Here is a 17611-nt window from a genome sequence, read left to right on the forward strand (position 1 = left end):
AAAATTCTTTTTCAAGAATCATTACTGTAAAGAAATTTAACTAGGTTATAGTTGTTATTCTTTTAAAGTAATTATTAATATTCCTTTTTGGAATAGTAGTAATTAACTTTATCAATCTTCTATATAATTTTATCGACAAGACTAAGTCTTATCTAGGTTCAATGTCGCTTTGTTGTTGCGACTTTTATATAATACCACCAAGCTTTTATCTTGTCAAATATTTTTTGAAGTTTTTCTTAAAATATTTAACTGTTTACGACAAATGCCTTTAGCAGCATTAATATTAGTATACAATGCGAGGTAAAACTTGTCAAATATTTTTGCTAAGTTTTATTAGTCTATAAAGACTGTCCCTTAACATCGTGCCTTTATATAGTACTACCCTATACATAGCTTGTCAACTAGTTTTCCTAAAATCTTTTCATTTTTCTTACTATCAATTTTCCCTTCTATATATATAAACAAAAATCTATCATTAGTTTTTTTATAAAATATTAAAATTAATGATGAATTTTTGTAACATTTTCAAATCTTATTCGTTATTATTGTAGAAAGGCTCTTAAATGAAGTAGAGTATTTCATATAAACGAGGAGAAGGATATGGATTTTGCAAAAATTTATGAGGATTACAACAAGGATATATATAGGTTTGTCCTAAGTTTGTGCAAAAATCACAATTTGGCTGTCGATATTTGCCACGAGACCTTTGCCAAGGCTATGGATAAAATTGATACGTTTGATGGGTCACAAGATATAAGGGCCTGGCTTTTTACCATTGCCAGAAATACCCTCTATGATTTTTACCGAAAACATAATAAAACAAACACCGGCTTTGACTTAAATCTAGTCGAAGATAAGAAAATATCCTTTGTCGAAAACATTGCCGATAAGGATCTCGCCCTTAAAGTCCACACCTTTCTCCATTCTATGAATGAACCTTACAAGGAAGTTTTCAATCTTAGAGTTTTTGGAGAGCTTGATTTTAAAAGCATAGGCCAAATTTTTGGCAAGACTGATAATTGGGCTAGGGTTACTTTTTACAGGGCCAAGAATATGATTATCGATTATTTGGAGGAAGAAAATGAAATATGAATGTGATATAGTTAAGGATTTGATGCCTTTATATATTGATGATGTTTTAAGCGAAAATTCAAAGATTTTTGTAAAAGACCACATTGACTCTTGCGAAGCTTGCAGGAAATATTACAAAAAATTATCTAGTGAAGTTAAAATCCCTTCTAGTAAAGACGCCAGAAAAGCCGATCTTAAACCTCTTGAATATTTAAAGGCAAGCCTTTCTAGGAAAATTATTAAAAGAGTCTTGGCTGTCGTCCTTGTGATAGGATTCTTTGTAGGAAGCTTTATTTTTGCTACTCGATATGAAATTCCAGTTGATTCATCTAAGGTGAATTTTTACGAAAAAGACGATTACTTGATGATTAAATACGATGGCCAGGGCGATCTCCTATACAGCGCAGGAGCGTCTTGGGAGAATAGAAAAGTCTGGACTATAAGGTTTTGGCAGACCCCATGGGAGAAATATGTAACTTCATTATATAAGAAAGAAAAATACGATAATGACTTGATGCCTCTTTATAAGGCAAAAAAAGTTTATGACGAGAGCGGAATCCTTTTGTGGGAAAAGAAGGATAAATAGATTCACTATTAAAAAATACCCCCTTTGCACTTGCAAGGAGGGTATTTTTGTGCTTTTATTAAAGAATTGCTTCTCTTAGGTCTTTCATAGCTTTTCTTGCTACTTCCATTGCGGATTCCATGGCTTTCTTGTTGGTCATGTCGACTCCTGCTTTTTTGAGGACTTCTATTGGGTATTCGCTTTCGCCTGCCTTTAGGAAGCCTAAGTAGGCTTGTCTATCAGCGTCTGTGCCGTGAAGGATTTTTTGTGATAGGGCTACTGCACTCATGAAGCCTGTTGCGTATTGGAATACATAGTAGAACATATAGAAGTGTGGGATTCTTGCCCATTCTGCTGCTATATAGTCATCTACTTTTATATCCTTACCGAAGAGTTCTTCGTTTAATTCTTTGTAGATTCCGTGGAGTCTTTCTGCTGGGATTGGCTCTGCGTTTTCTACTAATTTATTTACCTTGTGTTCAAATTCTGCAAACATGGTTTGTCTGAATACTGTTGATTTGAATTGGTTTACAAAGTAGTTTAGTAGGTATTTTGTTTCAGCTTCTGATTGGCTGTGCTCTAGCATGTAGTTTAATAATAAGAGCTCGTTGGTTGTTGATGCAATCTCTGCTAAGAAAATTGAATATGAACCATAGGCATATGGTTGGGTGCTTCTTGTGTAGTAAGAATGCATAGAGTGGCCTAGTTCGTGAACTATGGTGAATACGTCGTTGATTGTGTTGGTGTGGTTTAAGAGGATAAATGGTTGGGTATCATAAGATCCTGATGAATATGCGCCAGACCTCTTGCCTTCATTTGGCATTACATCAAACCATCTTTTTTCAAAACCTTCTCTGGCAACTTTTACATATTCTTCGCCAAGTGGTTTTATTGCTTCAAGGACAATTTCTTTGGCTTCGTCAAAGTCAATTTGTCTGTCATAATCTTCTACTAATGGCACATAGATGTCGTGGAAGCCTAGGTCGTCTACTCCTAAGTATTCTTTTCTAAGTGTGGTGTAGTCTCTGTGGATGTCTGCGTTATCGTGTATTACTTCTAGTAAATTATCGTATATTTCTTCTGGAATGTTGTTGGCAAATAGGCTCATTTCCCTAGCTGATTTGTAGCCTCTTAATTTTGCTTCTACATTGTGGGCAGTAAATTCCCCGTCAAGGGTAGATGCTAGGGTGTTTGAGTATTGCCTATATGTTTCGTAATATTTTTCGTAAACCTTGCGTCTAAAGTCTCTGTCTGGGTCTTCTTGAAGGGTTACAAAGTTTGCATTTGAAATTTTAACTTCTTCACCGTCTTTTTCCACACTTGGGAAGGATAGGTCAGCGTTGTTAAAAATCATGTAGGTGTTTTGTGGGTTGTTTTTTAATTTACCAAAAGCTGCAAGGATTGCTTCACTTTTAGCATCTAGAACGTGGTCCTTGGCCCTGAATTTATCTTCAAAATGATGTTTTAGGTAGGAAATCTCAGGATCTTCTAGATATTTATCAATAATTTTCTCATCTGTAGATAAAATTTCTGGTGAGATGAAGGCTAGTTCGCTTGCTGCGTAAACATAGGTGTTTTGAGCGACTTGGCTCATTTCTTGGTACTTCGCTACGGTGGTATCTTCATCTGATCTTAGTGATGAATATACGTAGGCCTTTTCCATTTTTCTTGAAAATTCCTCTTCAAGTTTTAAATATTTCTTGAAAGTTTCAAGGTCGCTTGTTAGTCTGCCCTTAAATTTCTTAAGCTCTTCTACAAGGGCCTTTACTTCTTCTATATCCTTATAAAATCCCTCATCATCAGTATAGATTGATGAGGTGTCCCATTTTAATCTTTCTTCAACTTCGCTTCTTTTCATACTTTCTCCTTTTTTATTTTATACTTAAAATAGCGTCGTTTTTATCTTTATCGAGTAATTTTAGTTCGATAATCCTATTCGAACTTGTAGCAGGCATGAGGCCAACCAAGACCTTCCTGCCATTTATTTCTGCCTTTACGTCTTGGCTTTCTATTTTATAAACACTGAAGATTTCCTTTAGGTATTCTTCTTCCTTGTCAATCCTTTTGGAAATCGCCATCTCAAGATCGCCTGGCTTTGGATTTTCGCTTGCCTCTACAGGCTTGCTCATCCTATAAACATTAACATTTACGTCATCAGTAGAATTTTCAAAGTGGAATGAATCTATCAAAGACATGTACTTGTTATAAATATAGTAGGCACTCTTAGTCTCCTTGCCATCTATCACAACTTGGCTTGCAATAAGGCATGGACCAGACTCTGCCTCTACAAGGTCAAAGTTCACCTGGCTAAAAACATTATCGCTAGTAACAAGAGGGCCATATTCTTTCTCAACTATATTGTCCTTATCCTTAAAGGCAAGAACGGCTGTATATGAGCTTGGGCTATAGGAAGACTCAAGAACTTCCACCCCAATTTTCTTGCCAGCAAAATCAAACTTCTTAAGAAAACCCAAGGCATCTTTTAGGTAAATCTTGCTAGACATATGCCCCTTGCCATAGACCTTCTCAAAGTCCACATCATCTTCAGACTCAGTATTTGAAACATACTTAATCTCTGGAAATTTCATTTTTTCTTCACTCGCAGTCTCTCCCATATCTTTCTTAAATTCACTCTTGGATTCAAAACCACAAGAAGAAAGGATAAGGGTGAGAATTAGTGCTAAAATTATTTTCATCTAGACTCCTATCATAGACTTAACGCCAATCTTGTAAAGGGCAAAACTTCCTGCCAATAAAATTATAAGAGAAATAAGTCTTCTAGGGCTTGAGATTTCTCTTGCCAGTATAGGAAAAATTCCCGCTAAAAGAAAACCTGCAATAAAACCACCTAAATGACCATAAACTCCAACCCCTGGTGCAAGAAGTGAATAAACCACATTTATAACTACAATAGATATAAAACTAGCTCCGAAACTTCTTATGATTTCATCATTCCTATAGGTCGCCATAAGGCCAATAGCAAGGCCTAGCATACCGTAAAGGCTAGTTGATGCACCAGCAGATACCGTATAAGGGCTACCAAGGGCAAAGGATAAGAGGTTGCCAAAAATTCCAGATATTAAATAAATGATCAAAAAGTTGAAAGACCCGAATAATCTTTCAAAAATCGGACCTAAACTATAAAAGAAATACATATTAAATAATATATGGAAAAAACCAATATGGATGAAGGACGCTGTAATAAGCCTCCACCACTCACCATGTGCCACAAGAATTTTGGAATTTGCACCAAATCTTATTAAGTTTTCAATATTTTCGCTTCCACCACTCAGGCTCATCAAGACAAAGACGATTATATTTATAACCATCAAAACCGATGTGACCCTAGCTTGGCTAAGTCGTTCTAAATTTATACTCATATGTCTACTATACCCCTAATTTTCCCTCGCTAAAATGGACTTATCAAGACTTATAGCAAGGCCTGCAATCGCCTTGTGGATATCCTTCCTGTCGTAGGAATCCTTGAGTTTGTAGGTAAAAATAAGATCAAAATCTCCCCTATTTTCAATTTTCCTTCCATCCTTGTCTTGGAGGAAAATTATTTTTATATCTTTTTTATATCTCTTGGCAAGACTTGCCACATTAATTGAAGCTGCACCGTTAAATTGGTCTACATTTTCTCCAAGAATTAAAACATCCTTATCCCTAATCAAATCCTTAAAATCTATAGTTTCTAAGATAAAATCCATAGACTTAGAAATTTTTGCCCTAAAGAACATATAAAGAGCCCAAGCAACACCACCACCAGAACCCATAGCTGGCATATCAACAGATCCAGTGCCTAGGGTGTCTTCAATAATTTTTTTAAAATGCTTGCAACCATTAAAAAGTCTTGCTGTGTCATAATCGCTCGCGCCCTTCCTGTAGACCCTGTCTTCAAGGAAAGAATTTTTACCAAAAAGGGTTTGGTTAGTAGATGTTGCTATCCTAATCTCAACTCCCCTAAGTCTTTCATCGAGTCCACCTATGTCAACCCTAGCAACTCTTCCCATATTTTCAGCGATAGGATTTAGGCCATTGTCATTTTCATCAAAAAATCTCACGCCAAGAGCATAGAGCATACCCATGCCAAGATCGTTAGTCGCTGTATCTCCAATGCCAATATAAAAAGACTTGGCCCCATTATTAAGACCATCAAGAACCATCTCTCCAAAACCAAGTGAAGACGACTCCATCACCCTAAGTTCTTCCTTATACAAAAGTCTAATGCCAGATGACTCTGCCATCTCCATCACTGCAAGATCGTCTTTTAAAATATACCTAGCAGTAATCACATCGTTAAGAGGATTGTGGACATTTACATACTTATACTTGCCCTTGATAATAGCCTGCATAGCCTCAACAGTTCCCTCGCCCCCATCAAGAAAAGGCATAACTTCAACATCAGACAACAAATTAACCTTAAAAATATTTCCAATTTCAACTGAGTTTTCAAATGTTTTTATAGAATCTATTCCTACTAAAGTTTTCATAACAACTCCAATCTCTAATATTTTTATACCCGAAATCAAGCAAAATATTGCTAACACTTTAACAAAATCCAATAAATTTAACTAAAAGCTTTACAGAAAGGCTAATTCTTGCTATACTAGATAAGAAAGTAAAAACTTTCGCTGTTTAACTCAGGGAGAAATCCCACCATTAGAGACCATTAGCAATAATTGCTAGTGGTCTGTTTTAATGGTAAGCCAAACGTTGCAAGTAATGTTTGGCTAGTTTTCACAATATATCGAGCACCAAAGGTGCGGAGATAGATTGATAAAAAACATTACGTTCTTTACAAAATCTTGGTACAAGATTTTACTTCAATTTTGCAGGCAAAATTTTTAAGGTTCTCACAATTTTACAAGGACGAAGTCCACAGGAATATTGATGAAAAACCTTATGTAATTTTTGAGGCAAGCCCGTCCGAATCGGGGAGGACATGCGACGAATAGGAGCATCCGGAATAAAAATATTACATTCCTTTTAAAAAGATTAGGGCTGTTACAGAATGAATAAATCGTCCCAAATCACCAGAGAAACCTTGTGGAAAATTTCGCCTCCACGAACCGGCAGGTAACCTGAAGCCGACGGTCGGCCCAAAAATTTCCCACAAGAACCCTCTAGTGATGGGAAGATAGTTATTCATAGTTTTGCAACAGCCTCTTTTTTATTTCCTTAAGCTTGCCCCCCCTTTTTTGCTAATATCTTTTTATTTGGTAAAGTCTTAATAGTATTAAGAAATTTTTATCAGGAGGTTAATTTGTTAAAAAATAAAAAAAATGCGATTATCTTTTCAATTTTCGCCATGCTTTTATGGGGTTCTGCGATTCCAACCATAAAAACAACCTACCATGTTCTTGATGTCAGTACCACCGATACAGGGGCAAAAATCCTTATTGCTGGTATGAGGTTCTTCCTTGCCGGCCTTATTACTTTTTTATATTTAAGACTTTTTAATAAGGAGAAGATTGTAAAAAGCGAAATTAATTGGAAATTTATTATAATAATTGGTATCCTTCAGACTTTCATCCAATATATTTTATACTATATTGGCTTATCTCATATAGCTGGGGTGAAGTCTTCTATAATCCAGGCTTCTAACTCCTTCATTGTTGTTATCTTATCCTTGCTTTTGTTGCCTGGAGATAAGATAAATAAAAATATGATCATAGCCCTAATCCTTGGGACAGCTGGTATTATAGTTACTAACTTGGGCAAGGGGGCGAGTTCTGAAGGTTTTAAGTTTACTGGCGATGGTTTTATCCTTATATCAACTTCAATTAACGCCCTTTGCACAGTTCTGATCAGAAAATACGGCCAGAAGGAAAATTCTTATTTTCTTATGGCGAACCAATTTATTATCGGTTCAATCTTAATGATTATTACTGGTCTACTCCTTAAGGACGGAAGCCTCGTTTTTAATATTAGGGCAGTTATTTTATTAATTTACGCAGCTTTTATATCGGCTACAGCCTTTACTATTTGGACAGTTGTGCTTAAATACCATTCCGCTGGCGAGTTTGGAATTTACAAACTCTTTGTCCCACTTTTTGGCTCTATACTCTCGGTTCTAATCCTTGGGGAAGCCTTCACATTAAACCTTGCCATCGGCATGGTCCTTGTATTGGGAGGCTCTCTAGTCTTAAATTCAAATAAAAATTAATAACTTAAGATAAAGAATTCTGCTTAACTTACCGGTTCTTGAATCCATTTTAAAATAACGCAAGCTAAAAGGATGTGAAAAAATCACATCCTTTTGTCTTATTTTTTATCTGCAGCGTTCTGTCCGGCTATTCTACCAAACACTACTGTATCTACTATTGCATTTCCACCTACTCTGTTGGCACCATGGATGCCTCCAGTAACTTCGCCTGCTGCATACAAGCCCTTGATTGCATTGCCATCTTTATTTAATACATGGCAATTTTTGTCAATTCTCAAACCTCCCATTGTGTGGTGAAGAGATGGAACTCTAGGTACCGCAACAAATGGACCCTTTTCAAATTTGATTGTGAGATTTTCACGACCAAATTCATCTTTTTTGTCATCAACAGCTTTGTTATATTTGTCTATAGATTCTTTTAAATTTTCGTAAGGAACATTCATTTTTTCTGCTAGTTCCTCAAGGGTGTCACCCTTAACCCAACCAAATTCTCCATTTTCTAATACGGTTTTGAAGTCTTTGCCTTAAATAGTCTTTTCATTATCAAAATCAAGAGCATCTGATGAGTGGATTAGCCACATTTCACCGTCTTTTTGATCAAATATTGCCTTGCATATTACATCACGTCTGCCATCTTCTCTGACAAACCTCTTGCCCTCTTTGTTTACAAATAAAGTTTTTTCTGCGCCTAAATCTACAAGACCTGTTATTTGACCTTTCTTTGGTATGCCTAGGTATAAAAATTGCATTAGACCCATGTCAACTAGGTCAGCTCCTGCTTCCTTGCCCATAGTGATACCATCGCCTCTTATGGAATCGAGGTTGGTAGATATGGTGTTTTTATCTAGGTTTGGTCATTTCTCAGCATCTTTGTATTCTACAACCATATCTGCATTTTTAGCAAAGCCACCAGTTGAAATTATAACTGCTTTGTTTGCCTTTATCTTTAATTCTGACCCATCGTGATTTTCGCAAACAACTCCACTTACCTTATCGCCATCCATCAAGATCTTCTTGGCTGTTGTTTCGGTTAAAAGCTTGTAATCTTCTTTATATTTTAAGTTCTCTTCATAGGCTTCTATTAGGCCTGTACCGTTTGGTTTTACTGCTTGATGAGTTCTAGGATAAAGTGAGCCTGCTCCTTGGATTATCTTATCTTCAAATTCAGTTCCGAGTTTTTTAAGCCATTCTAGTCCATTATAAGCATTGTCTGTCAAAGTTTTTACAAGTTCTGGATTTACAGCTTTATCTCCCGCTTCATATGTTTGCTTGAAGAATAATTCATTTGAATCTTCTATACCTTGGGCTTTTTGTTTTTCTGGATCTGGTGCATTATATATACATCCAGATAGGATGGTATTTCCACCAACATAGCCATTTTTCTCAACAACTATTACAAAAGATCCTTTTCTACAGCCTCAACAGCAGCTGCTAAACCGGCTCCACCTCCACCTAGGATTACTACATCAGCATCAAGTTCACTTGGATATTCCCTATCTTCTTTGTATTCCTCTTTGAACTTATCAGCTATGTTTGCTTCTTTAAGAGCGTTTGTAACTGCTAGCATAAGTCCCTTTGATGAAGCAGTAGCGCCAGTAACTGTATCCACATTTACAGATTGGCCCTTCTTGATTCTTTCTGCAACTATTGGCATTGCGACCTTACCAACACCAGCTGATTCTAAGTTCTCAAGGATTTCGATGTTTTCGATTTTTCCATCTTTTAAGTCAACAGCTACCTTTATATCCCCGCCGTAGCCTGGACCTGTGGCTTCAAACTTTCCTTCAGTTTTTTCGCCTTCTTTTTTCTCTTCCTCTTTAGAATCTTCTTTTTTGTCAGCTTCATCTGATTTTTCTTCTTGCTTTTTTTCTTCAGCAGGCTTTTCTTCTGATTTTTGGCAAGCTGTTAAGCTGGACAGCCCCAAAAGTAAAGCCAAGGCTAAAGAAATCCTTTTCTTGTTGTTCATACTTTACTCCTTTCATAATACTTTCTATAAGTATAGAATATCATATTTTTTAGCCGAGTAAACAATTATCAATATGTTGCAAGCCTTATATTTACGTAAAAGTGATAACTTTTAAAAATCCATATCTGAGGCTTGGTTAGGGATTTTATTTCTTCCCCTATCCCAATACTCATTAAAATCTATTTTAGTAAAACGATTTTTTACTTTTCTTTCTTTGTAGGGACTGCAAAACTTGACTTTTGTATTTAGAATGATTATAGTTATTACTACAGATGCTTATCTGAAAAATTTTTTAAAAGGAGAATATTATGGCTTTAATAGGAAAAACATTACCAGAATTTAAACTAGACGCTTACAATCCAGCTAAGGAAGAGTTTGTAACTGTAACTAACGAGGACTTAAAGGGTTCTTACACAGTTCTTATCTTCTACCCAGCTGACTTTACTTTTGTTTGCCCAACAGAACTTGAAGATATGCAAGAATCTTATGATGAACTAAAGGCTCTTGGTGCTGAAGTTTATTCAGTTTCTGTTGATACTCATTTTGTTCATAAGGCTTGGCATGATAATTCAGAAGCTATTAGCAAAATTAAGTACACAATGATTGGCGATTCTAATAAAGAACTTACTAGAGAACTTGACCTTCTTGACGAATCAGGCAAGGCTCACAGGGCTACTCTTGTAATCGACCCAGAAAATGTTATCCAAACTATAGAAATCAACGCTGATGGTATAGGTAGAAAAGCTAATGTTAATATAAACAAGGTTAAGGCTGCAAAATACGTTGCAAGTCACCCAGGTGAAGCTTGCCCTGCTAAATGGGAAAGCGAAGCTGACGCAACTCTTACACCAGGACTTGACCTAGTTGGTAAAATCTAATATGTTAGATACTAATCTAAAAAACCAGTTAGCCCAATACTTTGGCCTCTTGAAAACAGAGGTCACTATTGGGCTTTCTGCTCATGATGAAAAGTCAAAAAAAGTTAGAGAATTTGTAGAAGAAGTTGTGGCTCTTTCAGATAAGGTTAAGCTTGTCGAAAAAGATTTGCCATATACTCCTTCCTTTGAAATCAAGGGTGCTTTTGACCACGGAAGAATTATTTTTGCTGGTCTTCCTCTTGGCCACGAGTTTGCTTCCTTTGCCCTAGCTATGCTCCAAGCTGGAGGCATCGCTCCAAAGATTGACGATTCTGACAAAAAAAGAATTGAATCCTTGGGCCCAGCAGACTTTGAAACCATCGTTTCCCTTTCCTGTCACAATTGCCCAGACGTAGTTCAGGCCCTAAATATAATGGCGATTTTAAATCCAAAAATCAACCACACTATGATCGACGGTGGCACCTTCCAAGATTTGGCAGAGTCTAGAGATGTTCTAGCTGTTCCTGCCATTTTCAAAGACGGAGAATTTTTCGAAGGTGGCAAGCAATCCCTAGCAAGTCTTTTAGACAAACTTGGAACCAAGGTTGATAAGGGCGAATTTGCCAACAAGGGACTTTTCGATACCCTAATTATAGGTGGTGGTCCAGCAGCTGCTACAGCTGCAATTTACGCTGCAAGAAAGGGCATCAAAACCGGCCTTGTTGCCAGCGAATTTGGTGGTCAAGTCAATGAGACTTTGTCCATAGAAAATATTCCTGGTTTTAAATACACAGAAGGCCCTGATTTCATGGTTCAAATGAAAGAGCAAGTGACAAGCCTAGATGTTGACCTAATGACGGGTGTCCTTGCAGATGGAATAAAGGCAGTTAGCGACAAGGTTGAAATAAGCCTTGATAATGGAGCAAAACTTTTTGCCAAGACTGCAATAATCGCAACAGGTGCAAGGTGGAGACTAATTGGCATCCCTGGTGAAACTGAATTTAGGAACAAGGGCGTTGCCTATTGTACCCACTGTGATGGTCCACTCTTTAAGGGTAAAAACGTCGCTGTAATCGGGGGCGGCAACTCTGGTATAGAGGCAGCTATAGACCTTGCAGGCATTGTAAAACACGTAACAGTCCTAGAATTTTTGCCAGAACTAAAGGCAGATGAGATTTTACAAAAGAAATTAAAATCCCTTGATAATGTGAAAGTCATAACCAACGCCCAAACAACTGGTCTTTACGGCGAAGGCAAGGTTGAAAGACTCGAATATACAGACAGAGTTAGTGGAGAAGAGAACAAGCTTGATATAGCCGGTTGCTTTATCCAAGTCGGCCTAATACCTAACACCGATTGGATGGGAGATTCAGGCATAGAAAAAAATAAGATGGGTGAAATCATCACAGGTAATGATGGAGCTACCAACATCGAAAGAATCTACGCCGCAGGTGATGCTACCAATAGCAAGTTCAAACAAATCGTAATCGCAGCAGGCTCTGGTGCCACAGCAGCCCTAGGTGCCTACAACTACCTAATGGTAAATGAATAAAAAATTCGTCCTTCGGGGCGATTTTTTTATTTTCTCCTTGACTGTATAGCTACTATAGGCTATATGATATTTCCAAAATCTTCAGGAGGTAACAATGAATAAGTCATTTGCAATAGAAGCCAAAGCTTTTTATAGCAAAAGTTTTGACCAAGTTAAATTTATAAACAAGGGGATTTTTCTAATAAACGAAGATGGTTTTATAGAAGAAATTTATGAAAAATCTCATGCTGCTTATGATGAAATAAGACAAAAGCTACTAGAAGATGGCAAACTCAGGGTTTTAGCTGATGATGAATACATATTGCCAGGTTTTATAGACCTTCACAACCACGCTCCCCAGTGGCCACAAGCTGGTACTGCCCTAGATAGTCCACTAGAAGTTTGGCTTGGTAAATATACCTTCCCACTTGAAAGCAAGTATAGGGATTTAGAATTTGCCAACATGGTTTATAGAGATTTGGTAAAAGAAACTTTGAAATTCGGTACAACAACTGCAATGTATTTTTCAAGCGTTGATAGGGCGCCATCTACTCTTCTCGCCCAAATCTGTGGAACTCTTGGCCAAAGAGGTCTTGTTGGCAAGGTTGTTATGGATGATCCTACTGCCAACCCTGATTATTGCAGGGACAAGTCAGCCAAAGATGCTATTGAAGAATCAAGGCTCTTTATAGATGAGGTTTTAGCCATAAAGGATACCTACAAGCAAAAAGTATATCCTGTAATCACGCCTAGGTTTATACCTTCTTGTTCAGATGAGGCCCTAGAAGGCCTTGGAGAGCTTGCTAAAACCTATAAAGATATCCATATCCAAAGCCATGTCAGCGAAAGCGACTGGGAGCATGGTTATGCTATAGAGAGGTACGGAATCCACGATGCTACGGCTCTAGATAAGTTTGGGCTTATAAATGAAAGAACTATCCTAGCCCACGCTTGCCACCTATCAGAAGAAGATATGAAACTTTTGGCAGAAAGAGGCGCAAGTATCGCCCACAGTCCGATTTCAAATGCTTATTTTGCAAATGCAGTCCTACCTGTCAAAACTTGCCAGGAAAACGGCCTAAATGTAGGTCTTGCTACTGATATTTCCGGTGGTTATAGCCCTAGCATGTATACAGCTATAAGACAAGCTGTTATCTCATCTAGGATGCTAAACGACGGAGTAGATCCAGCCCTAGCTAGTGATAAAAGAGGCAGAAAAGACTCGTCAATAACTCTAAATAGAGCCTTTTACCTTGCGACAGCAGGAGGTGGCAAGGCCCTAAAACTACCTATAGGAAAACTTGAAAAAGGCTATGCCTTTGATATACAAATTTTGAAAATAGATGAGGCAATTCCACACTTTTATGAGGAGCTCTCTGATATAGATGTCCTCCACAAATTATTGCTCTTATCAGAATCTTCAAACATAAAAGAAGTCTACATCCAAGGAGAAAGGGTCAAATAGATGGAAAATAATATACAAAATCCCAACGAGAAAAAAATAGAAGAAAGAATCCCCACTGGCAAGGCCCTAGTCCTTGCCCTCCAGCACACTTTAGTTATGAATGCTTATGTTGTGCCTTTAATCATAGCATCAATTTTACTTTTTGACGACGCCCAAAAGGTGAGCATAATCCAATCAACCTTTTTGGTATCAGGAATAACAACCCTAATTCAAGCCTTAGTTTTTATGAAATATCCCCTTGTCTACGGTGCAAGTTTTGTGCCTGTTGGCGGTATTATCGGAATTTACATGATAAATGGTGGCAATATCGGTTCTTGGGCCTATGTGGTTGGCGCTTGTCTAATAGGTGCCTTTGTCCAAGTTATGATAGGGTTATCAAAGCAATTTAACAAAATCCTCCAGTCCTTGATATCTCCAGTTGTTGGAGCAAGTATAGTTTTAAATATCGGGCTTTCCCTCATACCCCTAGCTCTAAATTCACAAATTTTTGTAGAAAATGAAGCTAGCTTGGGAGAAAATATAATAATCGCTCTTATAACAATGCTCGCCATGATGGTTTTTTCTATCCTTGGTGAAAAAAATAATAAGGTAGGTTCTATTTCTAGGATAGGGTCTGGTATTTTTGCTCTCTTATGTGGGTTTCTAGTCTATTTATCTTATGGTTATGGCAATTTTGAACCAGTTAAAAACGCTAGCTTTTTTGCAAGGCCTGCCCTACCTTTTATTGACTTTTCTATAAAATTTGACCTAGCGTCAGTCTTTACTATGATTATTTTATACTTTGTAATAATGACAGAGACTGTTGGGTCATGGCTTGCAACAAGTTCTACAACCCAAACAGAACTCACAGAAGAAAGGGTCAACAAGGGTGTAACAGGGCTTGGAATTGCCAATATGATATCTTCACTTTTTGGAGTAAGCCCAATGACAGCTTACTCTTCAAACGTGGGAGTCCTTGCCCTATCCAAAGTTTTTAGCAGGCACATAATGACCTTTGTTGGCGCCATCCTTATCCTAATAGGTTTTTCAGGCAAATTGTCAGCCATCATCACAGTCATCCCATCAGCTGCTATTGGTGGAGTATTTTTGGTAACAAGTGGTATTATTGCCCTAGCAGGGATTAATATGGTCAAAAACATAAAGCTTGATAGTAAGGGTCAATATATTTTGATCATATCTATGTCTTTTGCCCTAGGATTAAACCTAATCCCAGAAGACTTTATAAAAAGCCTACCTGTTATAATCCAATATATCCTAGGATCATCTATAGCAAGCTCTGCCCTAGTAGCTATCATCTTAAATAAAATTATTCCTGATGGCAAAATCTCATAATATTATTAATTATAATAAAATTTCTAAACTCTCACTTTTATGGCAAATGTGGGAGTTTTCTTGCTTAAAATGACGATAAAAATTAGTATGATAATAGAGGAGGTTGTGATGAAATATTTATCCGTAAGTGAATTTGCCAATATGTTTAATGTCAGCAGGCAAACTTTGATTTATTATGACAAAATAGACTTATTTAAACCCTGTGAGGTTGATCCAAAGACCGGTTATAGAAAGTACACCTACAATCAATTTTCTCAATTTTCTTTTATAAAATTTCTTAGGAGCCTAGGATTTTCTATAGAAAAAATCAAGGACCTTTTAAGCCATGATAACCTAAACACCCTAAAAGAAGAACTAAATTTCCAGGCAGATATGATCCTTAAAGAACAAGAGAGATTATCAGAAATTATACAGACTATAGATAGAAAGTTGGATTTTGTTGATGAGAAACTAAAAATCAGCAAAAATATAGACTATGATTTTATTTCTAGCCCACCCAGGATATATTATTCCCTTGGCTATGAAGAGAACATCTACAACTCTTCCCTGTTTTTCAACTATCCAACCCTAGTTTTTTATAATTACAAAAAAGAAATTAGATCCTACGATAAAGTTTTTGGGGCCCTAGTTGGCTTTAATTATGTCAAAGAAGAATACGAAGACTTTATAAAATATCTAGACAAATACCAGGCCCTAAGATTTTTTTATGAAGGTCCTTATGCCGATATACCAAGGGTTGTGGAAGAGGCTAAGAAAAAATTTCCAGATAAGAATTTCTCCAAAGATTTTATCTGCATAAATATTTTAGATCCCTTCCTAGAAAATATGGTAGATAGGTATTTGACAGAAATACATATTCCTATTTGTAGTTAAATATATAATTGCTATATAGTCGCTCATATCTTTTATTTGCTTTATATCTTTATTAACCATCTTGCTAGATAAATAATAAATTAAAATCGTCCGCCAGGGCGATTTTTTTTATTTGTAGGGACAAGACCCCTAATTTCCTTGTAAATTTACCAATTTTAAAACTCTTGGGAAAATCATTAGACGAGTCATATTTTTAAAGGTATAGTAAGAAAAATAATTGAATAGAGTGTTGCAAAAAGCAATGATTTTGCTTTAAAAGAGTGGATTGTTTCTATTAGAATCAAAGAAAAGAGGAGATTAATATGAAAATTATAGGCGACGGCTTAACTTTCGATGACCTACTTCTTGTACCAGGCCCATCTGAAGTTTTACCAAATCAAGTAGAAATCAAAACAAACTTAACAAAAAAAATCAAGCTAAATATCCCATTAATGTCAGCATCAATGGATACTGTTACCGAGTATGAGATGGCGATTGCCATGGCTAGACAAGGTGGAATTGGTATTATCCACAAAAATATGTCTATTGAAGAGCAAGCTGCTCAGGTTGACAGGGTTAAAAGAAGTGAACACGGAGTTATAACCGATCCTTTCTATTTGCACCCATACAACAACCTCGGTGATGCCCTTGATATCATGGCCCACTACAGAATTTCTGGTGTCCCAATAGTTGACGATGATATGTGCCTAAAGGGAATTTTAACAAACAGAGATGTAAGGTTCCAAGATGATGAAAGTGTCCTAATTGACGATATTATGACCAAGGATAATTTAATCCTAGGCAAAGAAGGTATCAGCATGGAAGATGCTATAAAGAAAATGGAATCTGGTAAGGTTGAAAAACTCCCAATTGTTAATGACGAAGGCAAGCTAAAGGGCCTTATCACTATAAAGGATATAGAAAAAACCAGACAATATCCAAATTCAGCCAGAGATGACCAAGACAGACTCCTAGTTGGTGCAGGTGTTGGTATAACAACTGATATGATGGAAAGAGTTGACGCTCTTGTCGGTGCAAAGGTTGACGTAATCGCCCTTGATACTGCCCACGGACACTCTAAAGGCGTTATAGAAGCTGTTAAAAAAATCAAGGCCAAATACCCAGACCTCCAAGTAATAGCTGGTAACATCGCAACAGGCGAAGCCGCAAGAGACCTAATAGAAGCTGGCGTCAACTGTGTTAAAGTCGGAATTGGTCCTGGATCAATTTGTACAACCAGGGTTGTAACTGGTGTTGGTGTGCCACAAATATCTGCCATTGTCGACTGCGTGGAAGTTGCCAAAGAATACGGCATTCCAGTAATAGCAGACGGTGGTATCAAATATTCTGGCGATATAACCAAAGCCCTAGCCTGTGGAGCAAATGTTGTAATGGCTGGTTCCCTCTTTGCAGGAACTGAGGAAAGCCCAGGCGAGACAATCATGTTCGAAGGTAAACAATTTAAAGAATACCGCGGCATGGGTTCACTCGCAAGCATGAAATCAGGTTCATCAGATAGATATTTCCAAAATGATACCAAAAAATACGTACCGGAAGGCGTTGAAGGCCGTGTAGCCTTTAAGGGATATGTTGGTGACGTTATCTACCAACTCCTCGGTGGCCTCAGATCTGGTATGGGCTACGTAGGAGCTGCCAACCTCAAGGAACTTTACGAAAAATCAAAATTCGTAAGAATCTCCCCAGCCTCCCTAGTAGAAAACCACCCACACGATATTCAAATTACAAGAGAATCTCCAAACTATACAAAGAAGTAGGGATTTTAAAAGTGACTGGCATCTTAAA

At 37.1% G+C, this 17611-nt stretch carries 14 protein-coding genes and 1 pseudogene; 9 read left to right on the top strand and 6 right to left on the bottom strand.

The window, feature by feature from the left end; translation table 11 throughout:
- The first annotated feature begins 600 nt into the window (after positions 1–600).
- Both HMPREF0072_RS09195 and HMPREF0072_RS09200 read left to right on the top strand, forming a co-directional pair.
- A complete protein-coding gene (locus HMPREF0072_RS09195) occupies positions 601–1092 on the top strand; it encodes an RNA polymerase sigma factor (RefSeq protein WP_004829774.1) in 492 nt (163 codons plus the stop codon).
- Entirely contained in the window at positions 1082–1657 is a 576-nt protein-coding gene (locus HMPREF0072_RS09200) for a zf-HC2 domain-containing protein (RefSeq protein ID WP_004829775.1), read from the top strand. Before HMPREF0072_RS09195 ends, HMPREF0072_RS09200 begins: the two co-directional genes overlap by 11 nt.
- Positions 1658–1715: 58 nt before the next feature.
- On the opposite strand, the gene pepF is transcribed toward HMPREF0072_RS09200, so the two are convergent.
- From pepF to HMPREF0072_RS09220, 4 genes are read right to left on the bottom strand one after another with little or no spacing between them, the layout of a single operon-like run.
- Positions 1716–3494 (bottom strand): oligoendopeptidase F, encoded by a 1779-nt coding sequence (pepF, locus tag HMPREF0072_RS09205; protein WP_004829776.1) that lies wholly within the window; start codon positions 3492–3494, stop codon positions 1716–1718.
- Between the two features lie 13 nt (positions 3495–3507).
- Positions 3508–4332 (bottom strand): hypothetical protein, encoded by an 825-nt coding sequence (locus HMPREF0072_RS09210; RefSeq protein ID WP_004829777.1) that lies wholly within the window; start codon positions 4330–4332, stop codon positions 3508–3510.
- Complete coding sequence (locus HMPREF0072_RS09215; protein WP_004829779.1) at positions 4333–5016, bottom strand: rhomboid family intramembrane serine protease; 684 nt, start codon at positions 5014–5016, stop codon at positions 4333–4335.
- Between the two features lie 15 nt (positions 5017–5031).
- The gene (locus HMPREF0072_RS09220; RefSeq protein ID WP_037326532.1) at positions 5032–6129 is read right to left on the bottom strand and encodes a glycerate kinase; all 1098 of its coding nucleotides are present in this window, start codon (positions 6127–6129) and stop codon (positions 5032–5034) included.
- 773 nt (positions 6130–6902) lie between these two features.
- Here HMPREF0072_RS09220 and HMPREF0072_RS09225 point away from each other — a divergent pair.
- Entirely contained in the window at positions 6903–7805 is a 903-nt protein-coding gene (locus HMPREF0072_RS09225; protein WP_004829785.1) for a DMT family transporter, read from the top strand.
- Between the two features lie 98 nt (positions 7806–7903).
- Here HMPREF0072_RS09225 and HMPREF0072_RS12530 read toward each other — a convergent pair.
- Both HMPREF0072_RS12530 and HMPREF0072_RS11185 read right to left on the bottom strand, forming a co-directional pair.
- Positions 7904–9199, bottom strand: a pseudogene (locus tag HMPREF0072_RS12530) (FAD-dependent oxidoreductase).
- On the bottom strand, positions 9199–9771 hold the full coding sequence (locus HMPREF0072_RS11185) for an FMN-binding protein (protein ID WP_004829793.1): 573 nt from the start codon (positions 9769–9771) through the stop codon (positions 9199–9201). The pseudogene HMPREF0072_RS12530 and the gene HMPREF0072_RS11185 overlap by 1 nt, the downstream one beginning before the upstream one ends.
- Before the next feature lie 308 nt (positions 9772–10079).
- Here HMPREF0072_RS11185 and ahpC point away from each other — a divergent pair, with 308 nt between their 5' ends.
- The 6 genes from ahpC to guaB all read left to right on the top strand — a co-directional run bounded on the left by ahpC (position 10080) and on the right by guaB (position 17583).
- On the top strand, positions 10080–10649 hold the full coding sequence (ahpC, locus tag HMPREF0072_RS09235) for an alkyl hydroperoxide reductase subunit C (protein ID WP_004829795.1): 570 nt from the start codon (positions 10080–10082) through the stop codon (positions 10647–10649).
- Between the two features lies 1 nt (position 10650).
- A complete protein-coding gene (ahpF, locus tag HMPREF0072_RS09240; RefSeq protein ID WP_039931417.1) occupies positions 10651–12180 on the top strand; it encodes an alkyl hydroperoxide reductase subunit F in 1530 nt (509 codons plus the stop codon).
- Between the two features lie 94 nt (positions 12181–12274).
- Entirely contained in the window at positions 12275–13624 is a 1350-nt protein-coding gene (gene guaD / locus HMPREF0072_RS09245; protein ID WP_004829798.1) for a guanine deaminase, read from the top strand.
- The gene (locus HMPREF0072_RS09250; protein ID WP_004829801.1) at positions 13625–14956 is read left to right on the top strand and encodes a uracil-xanthine permease family protein; all 1332 of its coding nucleotides are present in this window, start codon (positions 13625–13627) and stop codon (positions 14954–14956) included.
- Between the two features lie 108 nt (positions 14957–15064).
- Positions 15065–15829, top strand: a complete 765-nt coding sequence (locus HMPREF0072_RS09255) for a MerR family transcriptional regulator (RefSeq protein ID WP_039931407.1) — start codon at positions 15065–15067, stop codon at positions 15827–15829.
- Between the two features lie 302 nt (positions 15830–16131).
- On the top strand, positions 16132–17583 hold the full coding sequence (guaB, locus tag HMPREF0072_RS09260) for an IMP dehydrogenase (protein WP_004829805.1): 1452 nt from the start codon (positions 16132–16134) through the stop codon (positions 17581–17583).
- Positions 17584–17611 lie beyond the last annotated feature (28 nt).

Origin of the sequence: Anaerococcus lactolyticus ATCC 51172 (assembly GCF_000156575.1) — a bacterium.
Classification (GTDB): Bacteria; Bacillota; Clostridia; order Tissierellales; family Peptoniphilaceae; genus Anaerococcus; species Anaerococcus lactolyticus.